Raw genomic sequence first — 24445 nt, forward strand, 5'->3', positions numbered from 1 at the left:
CCGTCATCGGCTGGGCGGCGGACCCCGCGAGATTACTGGTGTACCACCCCGGCACGCAAACAGCGGGGACGCGTGGCGTCCGTCCGGCGCATGGTGGCCACCGACCGGGAGGCCCGGCTCGGCTCAGGCGGATCGGCGCCAGTCGCGCAGGAACCGCGCTCCGGCCTCGTCGTGGATCACCCCGTCGGGTGCGGTGAGCACCGGGTACGGCGTCGTCGGCACGCCGTCCGAGGGACGGACGTCGACGTGGGCGACGTCGTGGCCGTTCGCGTGCAACCAATCGGCCATCGAGTAGTCGCTGCGCGAGTCGCCCATCGTGCGCCAGGCCGTCGGCAGGTCGCCGTCCTGCGCGAGGAGCTCGAGCGACCGCGCGGCCCCCATGTCCTTGCCGCTCCGGTCGGACTCGACGTCGGTCGAGATGATCGTCGGGTCGATCCGCCACTGCACGGCTCCGTCGGCGTCCGGCCGGACGTCGTCGAGACGCCGCACTCCGAGGCCGCGACGTTCGAGGGCCGCCATCGCCTTCGCGTCGAACTCCGGCTGACGGGCCAGGTACGTGGCGTTCGGCACCTCCACCCGCTGCTCGATCGACACCATGGCGCGCTTCGTCTCGTCGAAGAACACCAGGTCGGCGTAGTCGGTGCGGACGAGCTCGCGCATCTCGTCGGCGTAGTCGCGCGGGAGTGCCAGGTCCTCGGCGACGGTGAGCTCGCCCATGCCGCCCTCGTACTGCGGGCCGATCGAGCACCAGACGGCGCCCTTCTCGCAGACGGCGTGCACGCGACCGCCCTCGGCGAGACCACCGGCCAGCAGGGGTCCGACCACCTCGCTCCGGATGAAGGCGTCGCTCCGGCCGGTGTTGAAGACGACGGGGATGCCCTCGGCGGCGAGGGCGACGAGGTCCTCGATGATGCTCGGGATCGCGATGGTGCGGGAGACGGGGCTGGCGATGGGCCCGTCGACGTCGAGCAGGAGACCGAGACGAGGTGCGTTCACGGCACCATCTTCGCAGGAGAGCTGAACTCCCCAGCACGAGCTGGGTTCACGGCACCATCTTCGCAGGAGAGCTGAACTCCCCAGCACGAGCTGGGTTCACCACGCCATCCTCTCAGCCCCGCGTGACTGCCCTCGCGGTGAACTGGTCGAGCACGGCACCGATCGCCACCGGGTCGGGCACGTGGCCCTGCCCGGGAACCTCGACGTAGTCCGAGCCCGGCACGGCCTCGACGACCGCACGGGCCGCGTGCCGCATCCACTCGTGGCCGTCGCTGCCCGCGGCGACGAGCACGGGCACGCCGACCGCTGCCGCGACCCGCTCCGGGATCGCCAGGCCGTTGAGCACCCGCACGTCGCGGCTGAGCACGTGGGCGTCGACGACCAGGGACCGCCAGAGTGTTCCGCGGAGGCGCAGCGCCGAGATCTGCCCCATCGGCACACCCAGGACGTGCGCGAGGAAGGCCCGGACGGCCTGGGCTCGCCGGCCGGCGGCGACGTGCTCGTCGAGCAGGTCGGCGAAGACGACGTCGTCGGCGTGCGGGTCGACCGTCGCGCGGTACGGCGGCTCCCACAGCACGGCACCCCCGAGCGGGACACCGGCGGCGAGGCCACGCAGGACCACTCCCGCGCCGACGCAGAGGCCGAGCGCGGCGACGGGTCCGTCCACACTCGCAACGACGGCCGCGAGGTCCTCGACCTCGCGCTCGATCGCCCACGGGGTCGTGTCGCCGCTCGCGCCGCGCCCACGCCGGTCGTACGTGATGACCCGGTACCGGTCCCGCAGTCCACCGGTCAGGCGCTCGACCGTGGGGGTGCCGTGGTGGTCGAAGGCGCCGCCGACCACCACGAGCGCCGGACCGGCCCCGGCGTCGGACACGGCGAGGACCGTGCCGTCGGCGGAGACGACCGTGCGGTCGACGTGCTGGTCCATTGGGGCCTTCCGAGAGGGTACGACGGCGCTGCGTCGGGTCCTCGGGAGGGACCGGGCGGGTCGGTCCTCTGAGCATGACAGCGGAGCGCTCCCACGTCACCACCCGCAACCAGGGGGAGACGACCGGTCCGATTCTGCTCGTACGCCGCTCAGCGGTCGCGGTGGATCGCCCGGCGATGGCCGGCATCGACGACGACGACGACGAGTCGGCCGTCGTCGATCTCGTAGATCAGGCGGTAGTCGCCCGATCGGACCCGCCAACCGGGTCGGTTCACGAGCTTCCGAGCTGCCGGGGGCTGCGGGTGTTCGGCGAGGATCGCGAGGAGTCCCTCGATACGCCGACGACCGTCGGGCGGGAGCTTGCGGATGACACGTTGCGCGGACGGGATGACCTCGACCGACCAGGTCATCCGAGCCCGAGCTCGCGCTTGAGATCGTCCCACTGCACGTTCTCACCGCCGATGCGCTTGTTCTCCGCGATGGCAGCGTCGTACGCGATCAGGTCGTCGAGGTCCTCGGCCGCCTCGAGCAGGCGGTCCAGGACATCCGCGTCCACCACCGCCGCGACGCGCTTGTTGCGCCGGGTCAGGTAGACGGGTTCGTGCCGGGCGTCGTCGATGATCGACGCCAGGCGGCCACGTGCTTCGGAGATCGACACTTCGCTCACCTGTACATTCTAGAGCGTTTTGTACAACTCAGACGAGCGCCGTGGTGCCGACCGATTCGCGTTCGAGCAACGACCGCTTGACGTCGAGCCCCCACGCGAAGCCCCCGAGCGTGCCGTCCGACCGCAGCACCCGGTGGCACGGCACGAAGAGCGCGGGCGCGTTCCTCGCGCACACACTCGCTGCGGCCCGCACGGCGTCCGGACGGCCCATCGCCCCCGCGAACTCGGTGTAGGTCAGGGTGCCGCCGGCCGGGATGCGCCGGAGCTGCCGCCACCCCTCGGTGAACAGGTCGGTGCCGAACTGTCGCACCGGCACCTGCATGGCGTGCTCGACCTCGCCCGAGTAGAAGGCGTCCACGGCGTCGGCGGCGGCGACCGTGCCGTCGACGATCCGACTGGGTCGGTACCGGTCGGCGAGTCGCCCGAGGATCCGGTCGACGGAGTCGGTCCAGCCCGAGGCGAGGACCCGGCCCTCCGCGTCCTCGAGCACGGTGAAGGCCCCGTCCGGGGTGTCCAGGGTCTGGATGGTTGCGTCGGTCATCGTTCGTCCTTCCGAGGGTCGTCGTCTGCGCGGCGCGCACGGGCGGTGCCGTGCGCGGGTGCACTGGCGGCCGTCGCGATCGCGCGGTCGATGATCGGTCGCCAGCAGTGCATCGTCAGGTAGCTCCGCCAGGGCGCCACCTGCTCCGACCATAGGGAGAGCGCACGCGCCGTTCCGGGCAGCCCGAGTTCCTGTGCACCGTTGCGCACCGCGAGGTCGCTGTGGAGGAACACGTCGGGGTGGTGCCGGACCCGGAGCGCCACGTAGTCGGCGGTCCACGGCCCGATGCCCTTCACCGCCAGCAGCCGGGCCCGCAGCTCGTCGAGGGACTGCCCGCCGTCGACCACGAGCGACCCGTCGGCGAGCGCCGCGGCGACCCGCAGGATGGTGTCGACGCGGGCAGCCGGACCGCGCAGCACCTCGTGCCCGCGGACGGCGATGACGGCGGCGGACGGGAAGAGCAGGCCGTCCGGCATGATCGACGCCGGCACGGCAGCGCCGAGCGCCGCGACGAGCCGCGTCTGTGCCGTCCGGGCCGCGGCGACGGAGACCTGTTGCCCGATCAGGGTGCGGAACACGATCTCGTGCGCGTCGACCGCCCCCGGCAGCCGCAGCCCGGGGACCCGCCGCACGGCTGCGGCGAGCTCGGGCACGGAGCCGAGCACGGCGTCGACGGCGACCGGGTCAGCGTCGAGGTCGAAGTACGACCGGACGCGGGCGACGAGCGTCGGCAGGTCGGACAGGTCACTGACGCGCACCCGCAGGTCGATCCCGGTGCCACGACCGGGGGCCGTGGAGCCGGGTGTCCCCGCGACCGCAGCCGACGCGCTGAACCAGCCCGGGCCTCCTGGCAGGTCGAGCAATCGCCCGTAGGAGGTGACCCGCCCCGAGTCGTCGGTGTCCACGTGTTCGAGGCCGGGCAGGGCGTGCAGCGCGTGCCAGTCGAGGAGCCCCTGCGCGTCGAACGGCGGGCGCGCGGGCAGGTGCACGTGCAGGACGCCGTCCGGGGTGGGCCGTGGCGTCCGGCGCGCACGCAGTTCGGAGGGGGTCACGCCGAAGACCTCGCGGACGGTGTCGTTGAACTGGCGGATGCTCGCGAACCCGGCGGCGAACGCGACGTCCGCGATGGGCAGGTCCGACGACGTCAGGAGCGTGCGTGCCGTCTGGGCGCGGTGTGCGCGGCTGAGTGCTTTCGGTCCGGCGCCGAGCTCGGCCGTCATGATGCGGTTGAGCTGGCGTTCCGAGTAGCCGACCCGTGCAGCGAGCCCCGGGACGCCGTCGCGCTCGACGACGCCGTCGAGGACGAGGCGCATGGCGCGTCCGGCGACGTCCTCGCGCAGGTCCCACTCGGGGCTGCCGGGGGTCGCCTCGGGCAGGCAGCGCTTGCAGGCGCGGAAGCCGGCCAGGTGCGCCGCGGCGCTCGTGCGGTAGAAGGTGACGCCGGTCTCGCGGGGCGTGCGTGCCGGGCAACTCGGGCGGCAGTAGATGCCGGTGGAGTGCACGGCCGTGACGAACTGGCCGTCGAAGCGTGCGTCGCGCGACGCGACGACACGGTAGCGCTCGGCGTGCAGCTGGTCGGTTCCGGGGATGGTCACGGGCCCAGCCTGGCACGCACCACCGACCGCGACTGGCGGAAATCGGACGGGGCGGCGGTGGCGGCGTGGCGGCTCGAGGTTCCGAAATCTCGGCATGTCGGCGCTCTGTGCGCGCACTTGTGGAACCTCGGTGGCGCGCGCACGGCGTGTTGTGGAACCCGGGCGCCGCCGCAGCGACGCCGGCGTGCCGCCGAGACCGAGACGACTTCGTCCCGCCGACAGGACCGCCGTCGACCGGGAGGCCCGGCTAGCGTTGGGCGGGTGACCTCCGGAGACGACGTGGCCGCGTCTGACCACCGGGTCGGCTCCGTCGACCTCGCCGCTCACGTCGACCTGCCGTTCCGCGCCGACGTCGAGATCGCGCTGTTGCTCGTGGCACGCCGCCACCGCTACGAGGGCCGGCCAGCCGACGGAGCGGTACCGGTCCGACCGGACGACCCGGACGAGCTGCGGGACCGCATCGAACTCCGCGCGGGGCTCGGCATCGTCGGCGACCGCTACTTCGCAGCGCGGGCGCACGTGCACGCCTCGGTGACGGTCATCGGGCTCGAGGGACTCGAGGACGTCGGACGGTCGCTCGGCGTACCGGTCGACCCCGTGGCGACCCGGCGGAACGTGTTCCTGCGCGGTGCCGACGTCGAAGCGCTCCGGGGCGAGCGGTTCTCGCTGCAGAGCCCCGGCAGCGGTGCAGTGCTGTTCCGCGGGTACCGGCCGGCGAACCCGTGCGCGTGGATGGACCACGAGGTCGCGCCGGGGGCGTTCCGGGCGATGCGCGGACGGGGCGGGGTCCGGTGTGACCCCGAGTCCGACGGTGTGCTCACCCTCGGACCCGCGGTGCTCCGGACGACCGGCCCCGTCGCACTGGACTGACGACGGCGCCGTCAGCGGCGGCGGCGTCAGCGGCGGCGCCGTCAGCGGCGCCGCACCGTGCTCACGCGGTGAGCGCGCTCTCGATCGCGTCGACGAACGCCGGCAGGTCGTCGGGGTTGCGCGACGTGATGATCCCGCCGTCGACCTGGACCTCGTGGTCGACCCACTCGGCACCCGCGTTCCGGACGTCGGTCTGCAACGACGGGAACGAGGTGATCGTCTTCCCGCGCAGCACACCCGCCTCGATGAGTGTCCACGGGCCGTGGCAGATCGCCGCGACGGGCTTGTTCGCCTCGACGAAGGCCGTGACGAGGGAGACCGCCGAGTTGTCCTGCCGCAGGGTGTCGGCGTTGATGGTGCCGCCCGGGACGACGAGTGCGTCGTACCCGGTCACGTTGACACCGGCGATGGTGGTGTCCGGGTCGAGGGACTTCCCGGGGTCCTTGTCGCCGACGAGGGTCGCGATCGGACCGGACTCCTGCGCCGCCACCGTCACCGTCGCACCGCGCTCGCGGAGCTGGTCGACGGGCACGACGATCTCGTCCTGCTCCACGCCGTAGTTCGTCGCGATGACGAGGACCTTCTTGCCGTCCAGGGTTGCCATGGTCGCTCCTTCCGCGGCCCGGTGGTTCCGGCCGCACGTGCGGCCCGGTGGTTCCGGCCGCGCACCCGAGGGTCGTCGGGGAGCGCCGAGCGTGCCCGCAGGACGCAGCGACCGCTCAGCCGCGGATGCGGAAAGCGGACCCTTCTGCCTCGACGGTGATGCCGTCGTACCCCGACACGCGGTGCAGCCCGGCCGTGACGTCGGACTCGTGCGGGCCGACGACGACCGTGGTCGCTCCTGAGGCGATGGCCGACTCGAGGCCGGCGGGGGCGTCCTCGAACGCCACGCAGTCGGAGGCGTCGACCCCGAGCAGCGCGGCACCGCGCAGGTACCCGTCGGGGTGGGGCTTGCCGTGCTCGACGTCCTCGGACGGCACGAACGCCGTCGGCATCGTCAGTCCCGCGGCGGCCATCCGCCCGGCGGCGAGGTCGCGCGGCGCGCTCGTCACGAGCGCCACCGGGACCCCCGCGGCGAGGAGCCGGTCGACGAAGGCCGCGGCGCCGGGGATCTCGGAGATGCCCTCGCTGCTCGCGCTCTCCTCGGCGACCAGTTCGGCGGCGATGCGCAGCTGCTCCTCGCGGTCCAGGTCGGGCAGGAAGTGCTGGATCGTGCTGATCGCCTGGCGGCCGTGCGAGAACGCGAGGATCTCGGCCGGGTCGATGCCGCGCGACTGCCCGAACCGGGTCCAGGTCGACTCGACCACCGCGGTCGAGTCGACGAGCGTCCCGTCCATGTCGAAGAGGACCCCGGACGCCACGATGTCGATCACGCGCCCGACCCTAGCCGACGCGGTCGACCGGCACCGGGGCGGGCGGCTCCGCCCGGACGTACCGGGTGAGCAGCACGTCACCCGCACCGCGGAGCACGTGCGCCGGGCGCATCCGCCGCAGCTCCGGGGAACCGCCGCGGGCGATCCGCGGGCCGGCACCGCCCTCGAGCGACGGGTCGATCGTCAGGGTCAGCTCGTCGACGGCGTCCGCGGCGATGAGCGAACCCAGGAACGAGGGACCACCCTCGCAGTGGATCGTGCCGAGCCCCCGCGCCACCAGTGCGTCGCGGACGAGCGACACGTCGACCGATCCGGGATCGGCCCCGGGACTGCACGGCACGACGGCGGCGACGGACGACAGCGCGACCCCGGTCTCCGACGCAGCCGCCGCAGCGGAGGTCAGGACGACGGCCCGGACCGGCGCCTCGGTGAACACCCGCGAAGCAGGATCGAGCGAGAGCGACCGCGAGACGATCGCGAACACCGGGTGGTCGGGCATGCCGTGCGCCCGACGCCAGGTCACGTCGGCGTCGTGCAGGACCATCGGCCCGTAGCCCTCGTCGCGCACGGTGCCCGCGGCGACGAGCACCACGTCGGCCACCCGGCGCAGCAGGTCGAACACGCGCAGGTCGTCCGGGCCGCCGAGCGACCCCGAGACACCGGCAGCCGAGGCGGACCCGTCGAGCGTCGCCACGAAGTTCACCCGCAGCCACGGCGCCGGGGCACCCGCGGTGTACAGGTCGAGCAGGTCGTCGTCGGACAGGTCCGCGATCGACGGGGGCAGGAGGTTCACGTGTTGTGCCTCGATTCCACCGGTGCCCGCCAGCCGAGCGTCGCCTCGACCATGCGCATCGCGTCGACGCTCTCGGCGACGTCGTGCATCCGGACGATCCGCGCACCGAGCATCGCGCTCACCGTCGCGACGGCGAGCGAGCCCGCCAGGCGTTCGCCGCGCGGGCGCCCGAGCGACTCCCCCACGAAGTCCTTGTTCGACACCGCCGCGAGCACCGGGTAGCCGAGCGCCACGACCTCGGGCAGCCGCCGGGTCAGCTCGAGGGTGTGGACGGTGTTCTTGTTGAGGTCGTGGCCCGGGTCGACGACGATCCGCGACTCGGGGACGCCCGCGGCGAGCGCCCGGTCGACGCGCTCCCGCAGGAACCCGACGACGGACGCGGTGACGTCGTCGTACTGCGGCGGTGCCTCGAGCGGACGACGGGGTTCGGCGAGCGAGTGCGTGATGACGATCGTGGCCTCGGAGTCCGCGACGACGGCAGCCATCCGTGGGTCGGACAGGCCGGTGGTGTCGTTGACGACGCTCGCGCCGGCCGCGATCGCCGCCGCGGCGACCTCCGGGCGGAAGGTGTCGACGCTGATGACGACGTCGGACTGCTGGGCGAGCTGTTCGACGACGGGGACGACCCGGTCGACCTCGTCGGCGGCGGGCAGTTCCGGACCAGGGGCGAACTTCACGCCGCCGATGTCGACCCAGTCGGCACCCTGCTCGGCCGCCCGGACAGCGGCCTCGACGGCCCGGTCGAGCTCGAACGTGGCGCCGCGGTCGTGGAACGAGTCCGGGGTCCGGTTCACGATCGCCATCACGGCGATGCGGTGGTCGAAGTCGATGGTGCGGCGGCCGATCGTGCGCACCGGGTCACGCAGGTCGGGCACCACCCAGCCGGGTCCGGCTGCGACGCCCGGGAGGCCCGTCATGCGTCCGCCCCGTCGCTCGCCACGTGCGTGGTGTCCGTCACACGCCCCGCGCCGATGAGCGCGATCGCCTCGGCCCGGCCCGCGGCGTCGGCCAGCGAACCGGTCGCCGCCACCGTCACGGTCGTCGAACCGGTCTGGCGCTCCCCGCGGGTCGTCACGCACTGGTGCTGCGCGTCGAGGACCACGAGGACACCCTCGGCGCCGAGCCCCTCGGCGATCGTCGCGGCGACCTGTTCGCCCAGCCGTTCCTGCAGCTGCGGGCGCGAGGCCACGGCGTCGAGCACCCGGGCGAGGGTGCCGAGTCCGATCAGGCGGTCGCCCGGCGCGTAGGCCAGGTGCGCGACCCCGAGGAACGGCAACAGGTGGTGCTCGCAGACGGACCGGAACTTCACGTCGCGGACGATGACGAGACGCCCGCGCTCACCGTCCTCGGCGTGCACGGTGCCGTCGCGGGCGATGGCGACGGCGTCCGTTCCGATACCGGAGAAGAACTCCGCGTACGAGTCGGCGACCCGAGCGGGAGTGCGTTCGAGCTCGGGGCGATCGGGATCCTCGCCGATGCCGAGCAGGAGTTCGCGCACCGCGGCCTCGACGCGGGCACGGTCCATGCGTGACGTCACCCACCCATCCAACACCAGCCATGGCCGGAGAACGCGAACCGGCGCCCAGCGCGAGGTGCGCGATCGGCGTGGGACGGGCCTCCCGGCTGCCGCAACCTGTGAGATCCGTGTGACACCCCCGAAACCCAGCATCCTTTAAACTCTCGTGGTGAGCGCCCCGCAGACCGACACCACACCCCGGAACCGCTTCGCGACCGGCCTCGACCGATACTTCTCCATCACGAAGCGCGGATCCACGATCCCGCGTGAGATCCGAGGCGGACTCGTCTCGTTCGTGACGATGGCGTACATCGTGATCCTCAACCCGCTGATCCTCGGCGGGTTCAGCGCCGACCAGGCCGCCAAGGACGTCTCCGGCGGCTGGCTCGAGAACGCACAGGTCGCCGCCGCGACCGGACTCGTCGCCGGGCTGATGACCATCGCGATGGGCGTCATCGCGAACCTGCCGTTCGGCATCGCCGCCGGCCTCGGGATCAACTCGTTCCTGGCCGTCAGCGTCGTGCAGCAGGTCACGTGGGCCGAGGCGATGGGTCTCGTCGTCATCAACGGCGTGATCATCGTGGTCCTCGCGTTGACCGGGATCCGGACGATGATCTTCACCGCCGTCCCGGCGCAGCTGAAGGCCGCGATCACCGTCGGGATCGGCCTGTTCATCGCCTTCATCGGACTCGTCGACTCGGGCTTCGTGCGCTCGTCCGGGCTCGCGTCCCCGCCCCTGCAGCTCGGCGAGGACGGCTCCGTCGGCGCCCTGCCGACCATCGTGTTCCTGATCGGCCTGGTGATCATCGGCACGCTCATGGCCCGGAAGGTCAAGGGTGCGCTGCTCATCGGCATCGTCGCGACCACGATCATCGCGATCATCCTGCAGGCGATCTTCCAGGTGCCGACCTCGGTCGACTCGAAGACCGGCTGGAACCTCAACGCGCCCGGCCTGCCGAGCGCCCTGTTCGCGTTCCCCGACCTGTCGCTCGTCGGTCACGCCGACCTGTTCGGCGCGTTCAGCCGCATCGGGCCGTTGGCCGCGTCGATGCTCGTCTTCACCCTCGTGTTCACGAACTTCTTCGACGCGATGGGCACCATGACCGGCCTCGCGAAGGCCGCCGGCGTCGCGAAGCCCGACGGCACGTTCCCCCGCCTGAAGTCGGCGCTCGTCGTCGAGGGCGTCGGCGCCATCGCCGGTGGTGGCGCCTCGGTGTCGTCGAACACCGTCTTCATCGACTCCGCCGCCGGCATCGGCGAGGGCGCCCGCACCGGCATGGCCTCCGTCGTCACCGGCCTGCTGTTCCTGGCGTCGATGTTCCTCACCCCGCTCACGCAGGTCGTCCCGCTCGAGGTCGCCGCGGCCGGACTCGTCGTCGTCGGAGCGCTCATGGTGGCGCAGGTGGCGGACATCTCGTGGTCGGACTTCGGCTCGGCCCTGCCCGCGTTCCTGACGATCGTCGTCATGCCACTGACCTACTCGATCGCGAACGGCATCGGCGCCGGCTTCATCAGCTGGGTGCTCATCAAGCTGCTGTCCGGCCGTGGCCGTGAGGTCTCGTGGCTGCTCTACGTCGTCGCCGCGGGCTTCCTGCTGTACTTCGCGCGCGGACCGCTCGAGGCGCTGCTCGGCGTCGGCTGAAGCCAGGTCGCCGGGACGGTCAGTCTGCGAGAGCGGGCCGGGAGGCCCGTGCTCAGTCCGACAGGTCGCTCGGCGTCGCCTCGTGGTGGCGTCGACCGTCCGTCCGCCGGTCCTCCTTCATGCCCGCCTCGAACAGGTGGCGGCGTCCCTGCACGAGCTCGTCCCGCGCGGTGCGCTCGAGCTCCTTGGCGAGGGCGTAGTACCCGTCGTCGTAGTCCTCGACGACCTGGAACGTCCAGCGGCCGGCGATGACGTTGCGGCCGACGAGCTCCGTGTCGATGCGGTCGGCCAGTTCGGTGTGCCCCGCCTTCCGGAGCTGCTCGACGGCCTCGCCGAGGTTCAGGTCGGCGGTGCCGGTCATGCGGTGGAAGCCGTAGAGCAGACCGCGGGCGTGCTCGATGACCTCGACCGCGGCGGACAGCGTGCCGAGTGCCTCGACCGTGGCGTCGGACACTCCCTCGGGGACCTGGTGCTGTGCGTCGGGGCCCTGATCGTCGTTCGTCATGCTCCCCGTCTACACGACGGCGTCTGCACCTGCGGGCGGCGTCGTCCGCGACCCGCCGTCGCGTCGGCGAGCTCTTGCGGGGTCGCGTCAGTCGACCTAGCATTCGAACACACGTTCGAACGAGGAGACCCGATGATGATCACGGAGACGGCCGCCACGGTGTGGTGGGCCGAGGGTGCGCCGAGCCGGCTGGTCTGGGCCGGACGCCGCTGGCGGGTGAGCGACACCCCGACCCGTCTGACCGTCACACGGGCCGAACTGCCGACCGCCATCACCCACGCACCCGAGCGCACGGTCGGCTGGCGGTTCCAGGCGACCGCCGACGACGGGGACACGCTGGTGGTCGACATCGTGCCCGAGGGCAACGGCTGGGGCGTCGCGCGGACCTGGACGTGAGCACCGCGTCGAGTGTGGACTACGTCGTCACGCGTTCGGCCGGCGCCCGCTCCGGATCCGGTCGCTCCATGAGGCGCCAGGCGCCACCCGTCAGTGGCGCGAGCGTCACCACCGTGTAGAGCACGACGACCACCCCGAACGTCGCCTGGACGCCGATGCCATCGGCCGCGAAGCCGGCGAGCAACCCGCCGAGGGGGATCCCCGCCCAGGAACCGGCTCCGAGCAGCCCGAACACCCGGGCGCGCATGTGCTCCGGGATGCGCTCCAGCTCGACGGCGCCGAGGATCGGGTTGAGCGACCCGGCGGCGAGCCCCGACAGCGCCGCCGCGGCGAGCATCCACGGCAGCCCGAGGCCGAGTGCCGGCACCAGGAGCGAGGGCCCGCCGGCGAGCACGAAGCACAGGACGAAGGTGATCCGACGGGGAACGCGGTGCGCGACGTACCCGAAGGCCACCGACCCGAGGAACGCCGCACCGCCGAATGTTCCCGTCACGAAGCCCAGCGCCTGCGCCCCACCGAGGGTGTCGGCGGCGTAGAGCGGGAGCAACGTCGTCGACCGGGCCGCGTCGAGCAGGTTCGTGACCAGCACGAGGGCGATCACGAGCCGGAAGAACGGGTCGCGGACGCAGAACCGGAAGCCCTCGGCGATGTCCCGCCAGTACCCGTTGGTCGGAGCCGCGTCAGCGCCCGCGCCCGCTCCGTCGTCCTCCGCCGGACGGACCAGCACCGCAGCGAGCAGGGCTGCGGTGCCGAACGCCACCGCGGTGCAGACGAGTGCCGCCATCGGGCCGGCAGCCGCCACGAGCACACCGCCGAGCGGTGCGCCGATGAGCACCGACAGTCGCTGCGACGCCTCGAAGTGCCCGACCGCCCGCTCCAGTGGAACGCCGGCCGATCGCGCGAGTCCGGGCAGCAGGACCCGACGTGCGGACTCCCCCGGCAGGTCGAACAGGCCGCTCACGAAGACGAGCGACAGGAGCGCCCAGAACGGCAGACCCACGGTCCAGGCGAGCACCGGCATCGCCAGCAGGGTCGCACCGCTGACGAGGTCCGACGCCACGCTCGACCGGACGAACCCGACCCGCTCGACGAGCGCTCCGCCGAAGGGGCCGCCGAGGACGATCGGCACCGTCGCGGCGAAGGCGGCGATCCCGACGTCCGTCGCCGAGCCACCCCGCGCGAGGACGGCGAAGGGCACGGCCACGGTCGTGACGACGTTCCCGGTCCTCGAGACGGCCTGGACCGCGAGCAGTGCACGCAGCCGGGCCCGGGCGTTCACGCTCGCCCCATCCGGTAGCTCTGCGTGACGGCGATGACGCGCTCCGAGCCGTCGCCTGGCGTGTGCGCGTCGCTCACGGCCGTCCATCGCCCGACCACGGCACGCAGTTCGGCGCCGAGCCCGCTGAGTTCCTCGACGGTCAGTCGCAGCACCTCGTCGGAACTGGTCGACGCCGCGACCCACTCACGCCCCAGGACGGGCGCCTGGTCGATGAACCGCCCGTACTCGGCCGCGTACGCATCGGCGACGGTGTGGTCGAGCGCGGTCGTCGCGAGCATGCGTTCCGGATCGTCGAACGCGTCGGCGAGATCCCACGACGTGTGGTCCGCCGTCGCCCGCCACCACCGTTCCCGCCGGTCCGAACCGAGCTCCGGAGCCGGCTCGATGAAGTCCGCGTCCGCCAGCCGCTTGCAGTGGTAGCTGATCGTGCCGGGCGCTTCGTCGATCTCCTCGCCGAGCATCGCCGCGGTCTGCGGCCCACCGGAGCGCAGGAGCCCGACGATCCGCAGTCGGGTCGGGTGGGCGAGGGCGCGCATGTGGGCGGCGTCGTCGAGTCTGCGAACGGTCATGGTCCGACCTTAGATGCACAACAGTTCTTGCGCAACGATTCTTGTGTAGTTGGTCGGTTGAACCGACCAGTGCCGCGCTACGGTTCGGGCATGGCGAAGTGGATCGCGCTGCTGCGCGGAGTGAACGTCAACGGCATCACGATCAGGAGCGCCGACCTCGCGGACCTGTTCCGAGGGCTCGGCTTCGCCGACGTCCGCACGGTGCTCGCGTCCGGCAACGTGGTGTTCGGCACGGATGCCGACGCCTCCACCCTCAAGACGACCATCGAGCAGGCGCTCCGCGACCGCTTCGGCTACGACGCGTGGATCGTGCTCGTCCGCCACGAGGACCTGGCGGCGGTGATCGAAGGGTTCCCGTTCGACCGGGCGGACGACCGGCACGACTACGTGGTGTTCGGCTCCGACGACGACGCCCTCGACGCACTGCTCACCGACCTCGCAGTCGACGCCACGGTCGAGCAGGTCGCCCGGGGCGACGGAGTCGTGTACTGGTCCTGCCCGAAGGGCTCGAGCACGGACACCGTGTTCGCGAAGCGGGCCGGGGCAGCACGCTTCAAGCGCTCGACCACGACGCGCAACACGAACACCCTCCGGAAGCTCCTGTGACCCGAGGCGCCCTGCACCACGTCGAGCTCCGCACGCGCGACCTCGACACGGCGAGCAGCGCGTGGGGTTGGTTGCTCGGCGAGCTCGGGTACGCGCCGTTCCAGCAGTGGCCGGAGGGCCGCAGCTGGCGACTCGGTGACGTCTACGTCGTGCTCGAGGCCGCCCCGCTCGACGGCGCGCACGACCGTCGGCGGCCAGGACTGAGCCACCTGGCGTTCCACGCCGGCGACGCCGACCAGGTCGAGCAGCTGTGGACGGACGCACCGGCGCACGGCTGGGGCCGCCTCTACGAGGACCGCCACCCGTTCGTCGGCGGGCCGCATCACCGTGCTGCCTTCTTGGAGGATGCCGAACGGTTCAAGGTCGAGCTCGTCGCGAGCTGACCGGTCGAGCGCCCCCCGACAGCCGGACCGCCGCCCTACGTGGTCGTCTCGTCCACGTCGAAGTCGCGCTCGAGCGAGATCGTCGGGATCGACGCCGTGATCACGGAGCCGTCCGCACGGAGCGTGCCCTGGATGTCGCTCGTGGTCGGGGCGTGCCCGGACATCCGCGGCCCCTGGTGCGGCAGCGGCACCACGGTCGGCTCGCCGGCCTCGATGTCCCACTGCTGGTTGTGCACCCACGCGGTGAAGCCCGAGCCCGTCTCGACCGTGAAGGTCATGGAGTCCTGCCCGAGGTCCACCCGGACGCGCGATCCACGCACGGTCAGGCGGTAGGTCAGGGCGTCCCAGTGCCGCGGCAGCCGCGGGTTGAACGTCATCCGGCCGCCGTGGTCGCGCATGCCGCCGAACCCGTTGACGAGTGCACCCCAGATGCCGCCGGTCGACGCGATGTGCACGCCGTCCGAGGTGTTGCCGTGCAGGTCGGCCAGGTCGACGTAGAGCGCCGTCTGGAAGTACTGGTCGGCGAGGTCGTGGTACCCGACCTCGGCCGCCATGATCGACTGCACGACCGCCGACAGCGTCGAGTCGCCCGTGGTGAGCGCGTCGTAGTAGTCGAAGTCGCGGCGCTTCTCGGCCGCGGTGAACTCGTGCCCCTGCAGGAACAGCGCGAGCACGACGTCGGCCTGCTTGAGCACCTGGAACCGGTAGATCACCAGCGGGTGGTAGTGCAGCAGCAGCGGGCGCTTGGACTCGGGGGTGTTCTCGAGGTCCCAGAGTTCCTTGTCCAGGAACTGGGCGTCCTGCGGGTGGATGCCACGGTGCGGGTCGAAGGGGATCTCCATCGACTCGGCGGCGTGCTCCCACTCGACGAGCTCGTCGGGGCGCAGGCCGGTGCGTCGGATCATCCGGTCGTACTCTTCGACGTCGTCGGCAGCGAGCTCGCGGCACGCGTTGACCGCGAACCACAGGTTCGCCCGCGCCATGACGTTCGTGTACAGGTTGTCGTCGACCACGGTCGTGTACTCGTCGGGTCCGGTGACGCCGTCGATGTGGAACTTCTTGTCGCCGTTGGAGCGCCAGAAGCCGAGGTCGGCCCAGAGCCGAGCGGTCTCGACGAGCACGTCGATCGCTCCGCGCTTCAGGAACTCGGTGTCTCCGGACGCCCGCACGTACTGCATCAGGGCATGCGCGATGTCGGCGTCGATGTGGTACTGCGCGGTGCCGGCGGCGTAGTACGCGCTGGACTCCTCGCCGTTGATCGTGCGCCAGGGGAAGAGCGCGCCGCGCTGGTTCAGCTCACGTGCCCGTGAGCGTGCCGCGTCGAGCATGTTGTAGCGGAAGCGCAGGGCGTTCCGGGCGACGATCGGCGCCGTGTAGGACAGGAACGGCAGGACGTAGATCTCCATGTCCCAGAAGTAGTGTCCGCCGTACCCGGAGCCGGTGACGCCCTTGGCGGCGATGCCGTGTCCGTCGGTGCGGGCGGTGGCCTGCGCGAGCATGAACAGGTTCCACCGGACGGCCTGCTGGATGGCCGGCTGCCCGGCGATCTCGACGTCGCTCCGCGCCCAGTAGTCGTCGAGCCAGACGCGCTGCTTCTCGAACGTCTCGTCGATGTTCTCGGCGTGCGCCCGGTCGAGCGTCCGGTCGCAGCGGTCGGCGAGTTCGCGCACCGGGACTCCGCGGGAGGTGTGGTAGACCACGTGCTTCACGAGTCGGATCGGCTGGCCGGCGCGCGCCTGGACGCGGTAGACGTGCTTCGCCAGGTCGTCGTCGATCGACGACGACTCGTCCCAGCTGTTCTCGGTCTCGAGGTGGTGCTCCACGCCGACGCAGATCGTCATGCCGGAGCTCGACGCCTGGTAGCCGAGCAGCGAGCGGGCGCCGGTGCTGCGCTTGAGCTTCGGTTCGAGCACCCGGTCGGTGAAGGCCTCGGCCTTGCGCGGGTCGAAGGCGTTCGCCGCTGCCCGCATCCCCGCGTGGTACTCGTCCTGCACGTCCTGGCGGTTCAGGATCTGGCTGGACAGCAGGATCGAGGCGTCCGCGTCGAGCACGGTGACCTCGTAGTCGATCACGGCGAGGTGGCGGTCGGTGAACGACACCAGACGGCGGGACCGGATCAGCACGCGCTTGCCGGACGGCGTCGACCACTCGGTCTCGCGGAACAGGTAGCCGCCGCGGAACTCGAGCCGCCGCGTGTGGTGGAGGATGTCCGCCTCGGCCAGCACCAGGGGTTCGTCGTCGACGTACAGCCGGATCACCTTGGCGTCGGGCGCGTTGATGATCGTCTGCCCGGTCTTGGCGAACCCGAAGGCGTCTTCGGCGTGCCGGATCGGCCAGGTCTCGTGGAACCCGTTGATGTAGGTGCCGTACTGCACGCCACCGCGGCCCTCGTCGAGGTTGCCGCGCAGGCCGAGGTACCCGTTGCCGACGGCGAAGTTCGTCTCGGCGACGCCCTGCTCGTCGGGGGTGTACTCGGTCTCGACGAGTGCCCACTCGTCGATCGGGTACCGGACGCGGTCGAGCGGGTCCGAGGTGATGGGGTTCATGGTGCTCCGTGGGAAGGGAGAGTGGCGTGGGGACGTCGGTTCGACCGGGAGGCGCGGCTCGCCTCCGGTCCGCTGGCCTACGTGGTGCTGGTGGTCGCCCGGGGAAGGTCCGCGACCAGGTCGGCGAGGTCCGTCACGACGACGTCGGCACCGTGCGCGCGCAACGCGTCGGCGCCCGCTCCGCGGTCGACCCCGACGACGAGGCCGAAGGCCCCGTTCCGGCCGGCTTCGACACCGCTCGTGGCGTCCTCGACCACGACGCACTCGGCGGCGGTCAGACCGAACCGTCCGGCGGCGTCGAGGTAGGTGTCGGGGGCGGGCTTGCCGGCGAGGCCGTCCTGACGTGCGACGAGCCCGTCGACGACGACGGGGAACCGGTCGAGGATGCCGGCGGTCCGCAGCACCGAGACGGCGTTCGCGGAACTCGAGACGACCGCGACGTGGAAGCCGGCGTCGATCGCGGCGGTGAGGAACCGGAGCGAGCCGGGGTACGGCTCGACGCCGTGCTCGTCCAGCTCGGCGGTGAACTCGCCGTTCTTCCGGTTGCCGAGACCGCACACGGTGTCGGCGTCCGGGCCGTCGTCCGGGGTGCCCTCCGGCAGGTCGATGCCCCGCGACCCGAGCAGCGAGCGCACGCCGTCGTACCGCGGCTTGCCGTCGATGTACGCGAAGTAGTCGGCCTGCGTGTACGGCGCGACCCCGTGCGCCTCGAGGTACGGCGTGAAGAGCCGGCTCCAGGCACGCATGTGCACGTCGGCGGTGGGGGTGAGGACACCGTCCAGGTCGAACAGGAGCGCTCGCGTGTCCGCGAGTCGCGCGGGTGTGCGCCGGGTCGGCGTCGTCATCTGCAGCCCTTCAGGGAGAACGGGGTCGTGGACGTTGCTCTCATCGAGTCTAGGACCGCTCCAGCACGGGTGCGCAGGCCGCGCCGTCAGCGCAGGCCGGGGGCCGGCGGCAGGTCGCGCGCCCACGCCTCGATCGCCGACGAGATCTGCTGGCGGGCGTCCTCGCGGCTGATGGTCGCCGTGCGGTCGCCCGGCTGGTCGCCGTACGCGCCGAAGTCGGCGTGGTTCGAACCCTGGACCTCGGTCATCGTCGCGGTCGACGGCAGCAGGTGCCGGGCGGCGTCGACCTTGTCGGGCGTCGAGAGCCCGTCACGTGAGCCCGAGACGCTCAGCACGTCGATGTACGACGTGCTGATGTCGTTCGCGCAGTAGCTGCCGAGCAGCAGCAGGCCGTCCGCGTCCTGCGCGAGCTGGCAGGCGCGGACACCGCCCAGCGAGTGCCCACCGACTGCCCACGTCGCGACGTCCGGCGCGTGCGCCTCGAAGGTGGAGAGCGGCCGGGTGTCGAAGAACGCGAGGTTGAGCGTCGGCTTCGTGATGACGACCGTCGTGCCGTTCGCGACCACCTGCCGGAAGGTCGCCATGTACGCGTACGGATCGACCTTGGCACCCGGGATGAACACGATGCCCTTGCCGTCGGCCTGCCCCGTCGGGGTCATCACGACGGAGTCACCGGCGTCCTGGACCGACACGCGGTCGTCGCGCCAGACCTGCAGCGCAGCGCTCCGGGTGCCCTGCATGACGATGTGCGCCCAGACGAGGAACACCACCACGACCACAAGCAGCACGGCGACGATCCACGCGGTCCACCGCAGCACTCGGTTCATGCGACCACCGTACGGCGCATCAGCACCGGCGGCGTTCGCTTCGTGAGCAGCAATGGTCGGGTGCGACGTGCACACCCGACCATTCCTGCTCACGATGTCGCCCGAGACGGGCGACCGTGACCCGCTACTTGATGGCGGCGCGGATCTCGGCAGCTGCGGCGCCGACGTCCGACGCGCTGTAGATCGCGCTGCCGGCGACGGCGATGCGGGCACCGGCCTCCTGCACCGAGGCGACGGAGGACGCGTTCACACCACCCGCGATCGAGAAGGGGACACCCGACTCCTTGCCGGCGTCGAGCAGCGTCGAGAACGTGAAGCCCTCTTCCGCCTGCTCGTCGAGCCCGGCGTGGACCTCGACGAACTCGGCACCGAGTGCGACGACCTCACGAGCACGGGCGGCCTTGTCGGAGACGCCGATCAGGTCGACGACGATGCCCTTGCCGTGCTTCTTCGCGGCCTTGACGGCCCCGACGATGGTCGAGTCACCGGCGACACCGAGGACGGTGACCAGGTCGGCACCGGCCGAGAACGCGATGTCGGCCTCGAGCTCGCCGGCGTCCATGGTCTTGAGGTCGGCGAAGACGATCTTGTCCGGGTGGGCTTCCTTGATCGCGGTGACCGCGGACAGGCCGGCGCTCTTGATCAGGGGCGTGCCGAGCTCGAGGACGTCGACGTGCGGCGCGGCCGCGGCGGCGAGTTCGAGGGCGGCTTCGGTGGTCAGGGTGTCCATGGCGAACTGGAGCTGCATGTGGATGCCTTTCATTCGAGGTTGGCGTGTCGGGGCCAGAGGTCGTCGGCGGACTGCCCGCCGCGGGACCAGAGCGTGTGGAACAGGGCATCGCCGACCAGGGCGACGGCCTGTTCGAAGAGGCTGCCGGCGTACTGGGCCGAGGCCGTGCCGGAGCGGTCGGTCTTCGTCGCTGCCGGCAGCACGAGGGTGACGTCGGCGACCTCGGACAACGGGGAGTCGTCGGTGGTCGACAGGGCGACGACGGACGCTCCGACGTCGTGCGCGGTGCGGGCCGCCTGCACGATGCCGCTGGTCGTGCCGGATCCGCTCGCGACGAGGAGCACGTCCCCGGGGCGGATCGCGGGCGTGGTGGTCTCGCCGACGATGTGGACGTCGCGACCGAGGTGCATGAGCCGCATCGCCGTCATGCGCAGTGCCAGGCCGGACCGGCCGGCGCCGTGCACGAAGACCCGGTGGCTCCGGTCGATCAGGTCGAGGGCGCGCTCAGCCGACGCGTCGTCGACGTTCGCGGCGAGGTCGGTGACCTCGCGCACGATCACGTCGAACGCTGCGGGGACGGTGGGTTCTGCCATGTCCACGAGCATGCCGCCACGCGGCCTGGTGCACCGCTACCCGCGTCGGCAGGCTCCCCACCCGATCGGGTGGCCCCGTCCGCACGGGTGGGACAGGTAGGTTCGGCTCCCATGGACGCATCGGGAACGGACCGGGAGGCCCGTGGCGGCTCCGCCAGTCGGCTCGCCGCCTCGGAACACGCCAGGACGGTCGCCGAGCAGGCGGACCGTCAGGCGCTCACCCTCGAGTCCGTGCTCGCCGTGCTCCGGTCACCGCGGGTGTCCGACGCCGCCGCGCGGGCCGAGGCCGTCGAGATCGCGTCAGCCGCGCTCGTCGACCTCCGCACCGAGACCGATCACCAGCGCAGCACCCTGCTCGAGCCGGTCACCGGAGCGTTCTCACGGCTGCGCGCCGACCTGCGCCCGCTCGTCCGGTTCGGTGACCTCGACGTGCAGTTCGTCGAACCGCCCACGACCGGCCGTGCGCTGCCCGGTGACGTCGCCCACGCGGCCCGGGCCATCGTCCGGACCGCCGTGCTCGCCCTGGTCGACGGCGGTGCGGCCAAGCGCGTCCGCATCCAGTGGGACTGCGACGGCCGGAACCTGCTCATGCAGCTCCGTGACGACGGGTCCGGCACCCTCGACGTGCACGACGACGCCATGCGGCCGATCGCGGAGCGCGTCGTGACCCTCGACGGGCGCGTCCAGGTGTCGAGCACACCCGACTGGGGCTCCGTGCTCGACATCTCGCTGCCCCTCGACCCGTCACCGACCGAGGTGGACTCGGTCGCGGACGACGACCTCACCCCGCGGGAGCGCGACGTGCTGCGGCTGCTCGCAACGGGCGTCGGCAACCGCGAGATCGCCGAGGGCCTGGGCATCAGCGTCAACACCGTGAAGTACCACGTGGCGAACCTGCTCCGGAAGCACGGCGCCCGCACCCGTGCCGAGCTCGCGGCCTTCAGTTCCCGGGCGTGACCCCGACGGGGGCGAAGCGGTAGCCCATGCCGGACTCCGTCACCAGGTACCGCGGGTGCGCTGGGTCGGGCTCGAGCTTCCGCCGCAGCTGCGCCATGTACAGCCGCAGGTACCCGGAGTCGTTGCCGTGCGACGGTCCCCACACCTCGGTCAGGAGCATCTCGCGGGTCATCAGCCGGTCAGGGTTCGTGACGAGCACCTCGAGCAGACGCCACTCGGTCGGGGTCAGCCGGATCGCGGGACCGCTGGCCGGGGTCACCTGCTTCGCCACGAGGTCCACGACCAGGTCGCCGATCCGGATCGTCGGCACGGTGTCCACGCCGGTCGGGACGCGACGCCGTCCGAGGGCCCGCAGCCGCGCCAGCAGCTCGTCCATCTGGAACGGCTTCGTCACGTAGTCGTCGGCGCCGGCGTCGAGCGCGTCGACCTTGTCGGACGAGTCCGTCCGTCCGGACAGCACCAGCACCGGCACCTGCGACCAGCCCCGGATGCCCTCGAGGACACCGATGCCGTCGAGCCGGGGCATGCCGAGGTCGAGCAGCACCAGGTCGGGGCGTTCGGTGATGACGGCGTCGATCGCAGCGCGGCCGTCCTTCGCCGTCACGACGTCGTACCCGCGTGCGGCGAGCGTCACGGAGAGCGCCCGGACGAGCTGTGCGTCGTCGTCGGCGATCAACACCTTCATCGGAGCTCCACTCCCACGTGCCCGGCGATCGGCAGCCGCACCACGACGGTGAGCCCACCGCCCGGGGTGTCGTCGACCTCGATCGTGCCGCCCATGCCCTCGGTGAACCCGCGCGCCAGGGCCAGGCCGAGCCCGAGGCCGGTCTCGTTGTCGGTGTCGCCGAGTCGTTGGAACGGCTGGAACACCTCGTCGCGGCGGTCCTCGGGGATCCCGGGGCCGTGGTCGGCGACACGGAGTTCGACCCCGCCGGCGAACGCGCTCGCGGCGATCCGCACGTGGGTACCGTCCGGGGCGTACCGGGCCGCGTTCGCGAGGAGGTTCACGACGACCCGCTGCAGCAGGACCGGGTCGGCGAGCACCGGCGGCAGGTCGGCGGGCAGGTCGAGGTCGACGTCGTCGGGGCCGAGCTCCAGTTCGTCGAGCGCGGGGGCGACCACCGTCTCGAGCGCGATCGCAGCCGGGGTGACCGCGAGGACACCGGCCTGCACGCGACTGACGTCCAACAGGTCTGCCAACAGCACCGCCAGCTGACCGAGGCTCTCGTCGGCGGTCGCGAGCAGCGCCTCCCGGTCGGCCCGTGACAGGTCGATGTCGGGCGCACGAAGCGTCTGCACGGCGGCGGAGGCCGCTGCGATGGGTCGGCGCACGTCGTGGCCGACGGCCGCGAGCAGCGCGCTCCTGACCCGGTCGGCGGCGGCGATGCGCTCGGCGCCGACGGCCGTGCGGGTCAGCTCGCGGTGCTCGACGGCGGCGTCGAGCTGTTGCTCGACGACCCGCAGCAGTCGGCGCTGGGTCGGGTCGTCGGGCACACCCGCGAACTCGAGGACGGCCCCGGAAGCCAGCGTCGTGGACGCGTCCGGCGTCGAGCCGAACTCGCCGGAGGTGGCCGGCACCTCGTCGCCCTGGCGGATCCGGACGCCGGCGAAGCCGAAGGCCTCACGGGTGCGGTCGAGCAGTGCCTGCAGGGCGTCGTCACCACGGAGCACGCTGCCGGCGATGCCCATCAGGAGCCCGGACTCGGCCGAGGCGCGGCGGGCGGCACGTGATCGGCGCGCGGACCGGTCGACCACGAAGCTGACCAGCACCGCACTGATCACGTACATGACCAGGGCGAACAGGTGCAACGGCTGCTGGACGGTGACCATGTAGAGGGGTTGCACGAAGAAGTAGTCGAGGCTCAGCCCGGACAGCACGGCCGTGAACACCGCTGGCCACATCCCGCCCACGAGCGCCACGACGAGCACGAGCAACTGGTACGCCAGCACGTCGACGGTGATGGCGTCGGGGTCGCTGCCGATCGACAGCGCCCAGGTGAGCAGGGGCCCGACCAGGACCGACAGCACGAAGGCGGCGAGGACCCGCCCGCGCGACAGGCTGCCACCGAGCTTCGGCAGGGTGATCCCGCCGCCGGCACGCTCGTGGGTGACGACGTGCACGTCGATGTCGCCGGACTCCCGGATCACGGTGTTGCCGATCCCCGGACCGGTCATCGCGGCAGCGAGCCGACTGCGTCGGCTGACGCCGATGACGATCTGGGTCGCGTCGATCGACCGCGCGAACCGCACGAGGGTCGACGGCACGTCGTCGCCGACGACCTGGTGGTACGTGCCGCCGAGCTGCTCGAGCAAGGTCCGCTGCTTGCCCAGCGCCCCCGGGTGCCGCACGCGCAGACCGTCGTTCGTCGTCACGTGCACGGCCGCGAGTTCGCCCCCGGCACTGCGGGCGGCGATACGGGCACCGCGACGGAGCAGGGTCTCGCCCTCGGGCCCGCCGGTCAGGGCGACCAGCACCCGTTCCCGGGTCTCCCAGCGGTGCTCGATGCCGTGTTCGGCGCGGTAGGCCTTCAGCGCGTCGTCGACCTCGTCCGCCAGCCAGAGCAGCGCGATCTCACGCAGGGCCGTCAGGTTGCCGAGCCGGAAGTAGTTCGACAGCGCCGCATCGATCCGGGCGGCCGGGTACACGAGTCCGTCGGACAGCCGTTCGCGCAGCGCTGCCGGGGCCAGGTCCACGACCTCGATCTGGTCGGCCGCGCGCACCACGGCGTCGGGGACGGTCTCGCGCTGCACGGTGCCGGTGATCTCCCGCACCACGTCGCCGAGGGACTGCATGTGCTGCACGTTCACCGTGGAGGTGACGTCGATGCCGGCGTCACGCAGTGCCTCGACGTCCTGCCAGCGCTTCTCGTTCGCACTGCCGGGAGCGTTCGTGTGCGCGAGTTCGTCGACGAGGGCGACCTCGGGTGCCCGGGCGATGACGGCGTCGAGGTCGAGGTCGTCGAGCTCCACACCACGGTGCGCGACCGAGCGGCGGGGGACCACTTCGAGTCCGGTGACGAGGGCGGCGGTGGCGGCGCGCTCGTGCGTCTCGACGACGGCGACGACGACGTCACGGCCCTCGTCGAGCAGCCGGCGGCCCTCTTCGAGCATGGTGAACGTCTTGCCGACGCCCGGTGCGGCACCGAGCAGGACCCGCAGCTTGCCGCGCTTCACGTGCTCATCCTCTCGCGTCCGCTGTTGCGGGGCAGCCGGTCGACTGATATTCTCCTCGTAACCGTTCCCACCAAGGCTCGAGCCTCGGCTTCCTCAAATCGGGTGGGACTG

27 protein-coding genes are annotated in these 24445 nt (G+C 71.9%); 6 read left to right on the plus strand and 21 right to left on the minus strand.

Features of this window, described 5'->3' with window-relative positions:
- Positions 1-123 precede the first annotated feature (123 nt).
- The 6 genes from KZI27_RS19160 to KZI27_RS19185 form a co-directional block, all read right to left on the minus strand.
- Positions 124-996 carry a hypothetical protein gene (locus KZI27_RS19160; RefSeq protein ID WP_222658836.1) on the minus strand — a complete coding sequence of 291 codons (873 nt, stop codon included), beginning with the start codon at positions 994-996 and terminating at the stop codon, positions 124-126.
- 112 nt (positions 997-1108) lie between these two features.
- Positions 1109-1927: an alpha/beta fold hydrolase gene (locus KZI27_RS19165; protein ID WP_222658837.1), complete on the minus strand. Its 819-nt coding sequence runs from the start codon at positions 1925-1927 to the stop codon at positions 1109-1111.
- Between the two features lie 149 nt (positions 1928-2076).
- Complete coding sequence (locus KZI27_RS19170; protein ID WP_222658838.1) at positions 2077-2337, minus strand: type II toxin-antitoxin system RelE family toxin; 261 nt, start codon at positions 2335-2337, stop codon at positions 2077-2079.
- Positions 2334-2594: a type II toxin-antitoxin system Phd/YefM family antitoxin gene (locus KZI27_RS19175; RefSeq protein WP_261783983.1), complete on the minus strand. Its 261-nt coding sequence runs from the start codon at positions 2592-2594 to the stop codon at positions 2334-2336. The genes KZI27_RS19170 and KZI27_RS19175 overlap by 4 nt, the downstream gene beginning before the upstream one ends.
- Positions 2595-2622: 28 nt before the next feature.
- Positions 2623-3135: a methylated-DNA--[protein]-cysteine S-methyltransferase gene (locus KZI27_RS19180; protein ID WP_111083519.1), complete on the minus strand. Its 513-nt coding sequence runs from the start codon at positions 3133-3135 to the stop codon at positions 2623-2625.
- The gene (locus KZI27_RS19185) at positions 3132-4724 is read right to left on the minus strand and encodes a DNA-3-methyladenine glycosylase 2 family protein (protein ID WP_410004039.1); all 1593 of its coding nucleotides are present in this window, start codon (positions 4722-4724) and stop codon (positions 3132-3134) included. The genes KZI27_RS19180 and KZI27_RS19185 overlap by 4 nt, the downstream gene beginning before the upstream one ends.
- Positions 4725-5063: 339 nt before the next feature.
- On the opposite strand from KZI27_RS19185, the gene KZI27_RS19190 reads away from it, so the two are divergent.
- A complete protein-coding gene (locus tag KZI27_RS19190; RefSeq protein ID WP_222661504.1) occupies positions 5064-5600 on the plus strand; it encodes a molybdenum cofactor biosysynthesis protein in 537 nt (178 codons plus the stop codon).
- Positions 5601-5661: 61 nt separating this feature from the next.
- Here the strand turns inward: KZI27_RS19190 and KZI27_RS19195 are convergent, their stop codons facing one another.
- The 5 genes from KZI27_RS19195 to folE all read right to left on the minus strand — a co-directional run bounded on the left by KZI27_RS19195 (position 5662) and on the right by folE (position 9291).
- Positions 5662-6204 (minus strand): type 1 glutamine amidotransferase domain-containing protein, encoded by a 543-nt coding sequence (locus KZI27_RS19195; protein ID WP_222658839.1) that lies wholly within the window; start codon positions 6202-6204, stop codon positions 5662-5664.
- A gap of 115 nt (positions 6205-6319) precedes the next feature.
- Positions 6320-6973 carry an HAD-IA family hydrolase gene (locus KZI27_RS19200; RefSeq protein WP_222658840.1) on the minus strand — a complete coding sequence of 218 codons (654 nt, stop codon included), beginning with the start codon at positions 6971-6973 and terminating at the stop codon, positions 6320-6322.
- A 10-nt stretch (positions 6974-6983) separates the two neighbouring features.
- Positions 6984-7766, minus strand: coding sequence for a pyrimidine reductase family protein (locus KZI27_RS19205; protein WP_261783986.1), 783 nt, complete (start codon positions 7764-7766; stop codon positions 6984-6986).
- The gene (gene folP, locus KZI27_RS19210) at positions 7763-8683 is read right to left on the minus strand and encodes a dihydropteroate synthase (RefSeq protein WP_222658841.1); all 921 of its coding nucleotides are present in this window, start codon (positions 8681-8683) and stop codon (positions 7763-7765) included. The genes KZI27_RS19205 and folP overlap by 4 nt, the downstream gene beginning before the upstream one ends.
- Positions 8680-9291 (minus strand): GTP cyclohydrolase I, encoded by a 612-nt coding sequence (gene folE, locus KZI27_RS19215; protein WP_222661508.1) that lies wholly within the window; start codon positions 9289-9291, stop codon positions 8680-8682. Before folE ends, folP begins: the two co-directional genes overlap by 4 nt.
- 157 nt (positions 9292-9448) lie before the next feature.
- Here folE and KZI27_RS19220 point away from each other — a divergent pair, with 157 nt between their 5' ends.
- Positions 9449-10924, plus strand: a complete 1476-nt coding sequence (locus KZI27_RS19220) for an NCS2 family permease (RefSeq protein WP_222658842.1) — start codon at positions 9449-9451, stop codon at positions 10922-10924.
- Positions 10925-10976: 52 nt separating this feature from the next.
- Here KZI27_RS19220 and KZI27_RS19225 read toward each other — a convergent pair whose 3' ends face one another.
- Entirely contained in the window at positions 10977-11429 is a 453-nt protein-coding gene (locus tag KZI27_RS19225; protein ID WP_222658843.1) for a hypothetical protein, read from the minus strand.
- A 132-nt stretch (positions 11430-11561) separates the two neighbouring features.
- Here KZI27_RS19225 and KZI27_RS19230 point away from each other — a divergent pair, with 132 nt between their 5' ends.
- Positions 11562-11825: a hypothetical protein gene (locus KZI27_RS19230; protein WP_123311624.1), complete on the plus strand. Its 264-nt coding sequence runs from the start codon at positions 11562-11564 to the stop codon at positions 11823-11825.
- 19 nt (positions 11826-11844) lie between these two features.
- Here KZI27_RS19230 and KZI27_RS19235 read toward each other — a convergent pair whose 3' ends face one another.
- Together KZI27_RS19235 and KZI27_RS19240 are read right to left on the minus strand one after the other, a co-directional pair.
- A complete protein-coding gene (locus KZI27_RS19235; RefSeq protein ID WP_261783987.1) occupies positions 11845-13104 on the minus strand; it encodes an MFS transporter in 1260 nt (419 codons plus the stop codon).
- Positions 13101-13673 carry an ArsR/SmtB family transcription factor gene (locus KZI27_RS19240; protein ID WP_222658845.1) on the minus strand — a complete coding sequence of 191 codons (573 nt, stop codon included), beginning with the start codon at positions 13671-13673 and terminating at the stop codon, positions 13101-13103. The genes KZI27_RS19235 and KZI27_RS19240 overlap by 4 nt, the downstream gene beginning before the upstream one ends.
- Before the next feature lie 90 nt (positions 13674-13763).
- On the opposite strand from KZI27_RS19240, the gene KZI27_RS19245 reads away from it, so the two are divergent.
- A complete protein-coding gene (locus KZI27_RS19245) occupies positions 13764-14279 on the plus strand; it encodes a DUF1697 domain-containing protein (RefSeq protein WP_222658846.1) in 516 nt (171 codons plus the stop codon).
- Entirely contained in the window at positions 14276-14662 is a 387-nt protein-coding gene (locus KZI27_RS19250; protein ID WP_222658847.1) for a VOC family protein, read from the plus strand. The genes KZI27_RS19245 and KZI27_RS19250 overlap by 4 nt, the downstream gene beginning before the upstream one ends.
- 35 nt (positions 14663-14697) lie before the next feature.
- Here the strand turns inward: KZI27_RS19250 and KZI27_RS19255 are convergent, their stop codons facing one another.
- The 5 genes from KZI27_RS19255 to hxlB all read right to left on the minus strand — a co-directional run bounded on the left by KZI27_RS19255 (position 14698) and on the right by hxlB (position 20203).
- Positions 14698-17208, minus strand: coding sequence for a glycoside hydrolase family 65 protein (locus KZI27_RS19255; RefSeq protein ID WP_222658848.1), 2511 nt, complete (start codon positions 17206-17208; stop codon positions 14698-14700).
- 77 nt (positions 17209-17285) lie between these two features.
- Positions 17286-18053, minus strand: a complete 768-nt coding sequence (locus KZI27_RS19260) for an HAD family hydrolase (RefSeq protein ID WP_222658849.1) — start codon at positions 18051-18053, stop codon at positions 17286-17288.
- Between the two features lie 86 nt (positions 18054-18139).
- Positions 18140-18880: an alpha/beta hydrolase gene (locus KZI27_RS19265; protein ID WP_123311609.1), complete on the minus strand. Its 741-nt coding sequence runs from the start codon at positions 18878-18880 to the stop codon at positions 18140-18142.
- Between the two features lie 124 nt (positions 18881-19004).
- Positions 19005-19628: a 3-hexulose-6-phosphate synthase gene (gene hxlA / locus KZI27_RS19270; protein ID WP_027466791.1), complete on the minus strand. Its 624-nt coding sequence runs from the start codon at positions 19626-19628 to the stop codon at positions 19005-19007.
- A gap of 11 nt (positions 19629-19639) precedes the next feature.
- On the minus strand, positions 19640-20203 hold the full coding sequence (hxlB, locus tag KZI27_RS19275) for a 6-phospho-3-hexuloisomerase (protein WP_222658850.1): 564 nt from the start codon (positions 20201-20203) through the stop codon (positions 19640-19642).
- A 111-nt stretch (positions 20204-20314) separates the two neighbouring features.
- Between hxlB and KZI27_RS19280 the strand changes: the two genes are divergently transcribed.
- The gene (locus KZI27_RS19280; RefSeq protein ID WP_123311607.1) at positions 20315-21160 is read left to right on the plus strand and encodes a helix-turn-helix transcriptional regulator; all 846 of its coding nucleotides are present in this window, start codon (positions 20315-20317) and stop codon (positions 21158-21160) included.
- On the opposite strand, the gene KZI27_RS19285 is transcribed toward KZI27_RS19280, so the two are convergent.
- The gene (locus KZI27_RS19285) at positions 21144-21845 is read right to left on the minus strand and encodes a response regulator (protein ID WP_222658851.1); all 702 of its coding nucleotides are present in this window, start codon (positions 21843-21845) and stop codon (positions 21144-21146) included. The genes KZI27_RS19280 and KZI27_RS19285 overlap by 17 nt on opposite strands.
- Positions 21842-24334, minus strand: a complete 2493-nt coding sequence (locus KZI27_RS19290) for an ATP-binding protein (RefSeq protein ID WP_222658852.1) — start codon at positions 24332-24334, stop codon at positions 21842-21844. The genes KZI27_RS19285 and KZI27_RS19290 overlap by 4 nt, the downstream gene beginning before the upstream one ends.
- Positions 24335-24445 lie beyond the last annotated feature (111 nt).

The organism is Curtobacterium sp. TC1 (assembly GCF_019844075.1).
Classification (GTDB): domain Bacteria; phylum Actinomycetota; class Actinomycetes; order Actinomycetales; family Microbacteriaceae; genus Curtobacterium.

Excerpts from the sequence above, each read along its gene's own strand:
- KZI27_RS19165 (WP_222658837.1), bottom strand. The coding sequence starts at position 1,927 with ATGGACCAGCACGTCGACCGCACGGTCGTCTCCGCCGACGGCACGGTC.
- KZI27_RS19170 (WP_222658838.1), bottom strand. The coding sequence starts at position 2,337 with ATGACCTGGTCGGTCGAGGTCATCCCGTCCGCGCAACGTGTCATCCGC.
- KZI27_RS19180 (WP_111083519.1), bottom strand. The coding sequence starts at position 3,135 with ATGACCGACGCAACCATCCAGACCCTGGACACCCCGGACGGGGCCTTC.
- KZI27_RS19195 (WP_222658839.1), bottom strand. The coding sequence starts at position 6,204 with ATGGCAACCCTGGACGGCAAGAAGGTCCTCGTCATCGCGACGAACTAC.
- folP (WP_222658841.1), bottom strand. The coding sequence starts at position 8,683 with ATGACGGGCCTCCCGGGCGTCGCAGCCGGACCCGGCTGGGTGGTGCCC.
- folE (WP_222661508.1), bottom strand. The coding sequence starts at position 9,291 with ATGGACCGTGCCCGCGTCGAGGCCGCGGTGCGCGAACTCCTGCTCGGC.
- KZI27_RS19225 (WP_222658843.1), bottom strand. The coding sequence starts at position 11,429 with ATGACGAACGACGATCAGGGCCCCGACGCACAGCACCAGGTCCCCGAG.
- KZI27_RS19230 (WP_123311624.1), top strand. The coding sequence starts at position 11,562 with ATGATGATCACGGAGACGGCCGCCACGGTGTGGTGGGCCGAGGGTGCG.
- KZI27_RS19240 (WP_222658845.1), bottom strand. The coding sequence starts at position 13,673 with ATGACCGTTCGCAGACTCGACGACGCCGCCCACATGCGCGCCCTCGCC.
- KZI27_RS19245 (WP_222658846.1), top strand. The coding sequence starts at position 13,764 with ATGGCGAAGTGGATCGCGCTGCTGCGCGGAGTGAACGTCAACGGCATC.
- KZI27_RS19255 (WP_222658848.1), bottom strand. The coding sequence starts at position 17,208 with ATGAACCCCATCACCTCGGACCCGCTCGACCGCGTCCGGTACCCGATC.
- KZI27_RS19260 (WP_222658849.1), bottom strand. The coding sequence starts at position 18,053 with ATGACGACGCCGACCCGGCGCACACCCGCGCGACTCGCGGACACGCGA.
- KZI27_RS19265 (WP_123311609.1), bottom strand. The coding sequence starts at position 18,880 with ATGAACCGAGTGCTGCGGTGGACCGCGTGGATCGTCGCCGTGCTGCTT.
- hxlA (WP_027466791.1), bottom strand. The coding sequence starts at position 19,628 with ATGCAGCTCCAGTTCGCCATGGACACCCTGACCACCGAAGCCGCCCTC.
- hxlB (WP_222658850.1), bottom strand. The coding sequence starts at position 20,203 with ATGGCAGAACCCACCGTCCCCGCAGCGTTCGACGTGATCGTGCGCGAG.
- KZI27_RS19280 (WP_123311607.1), top strand. The coding sequence starts at position 20,315 with ATGGACGCATCGGGAACGGACCGGGAGGCCCGTGGCGGCTCCGCCAGT.
- KZI27_RS19285 (WP_222658851.1), bottom strand. The coding sequence starts at position 21,845 with ATGAAGGTGTTGATCGCCGACGACGACGCACAGCTCGTCCGGGCGCTC.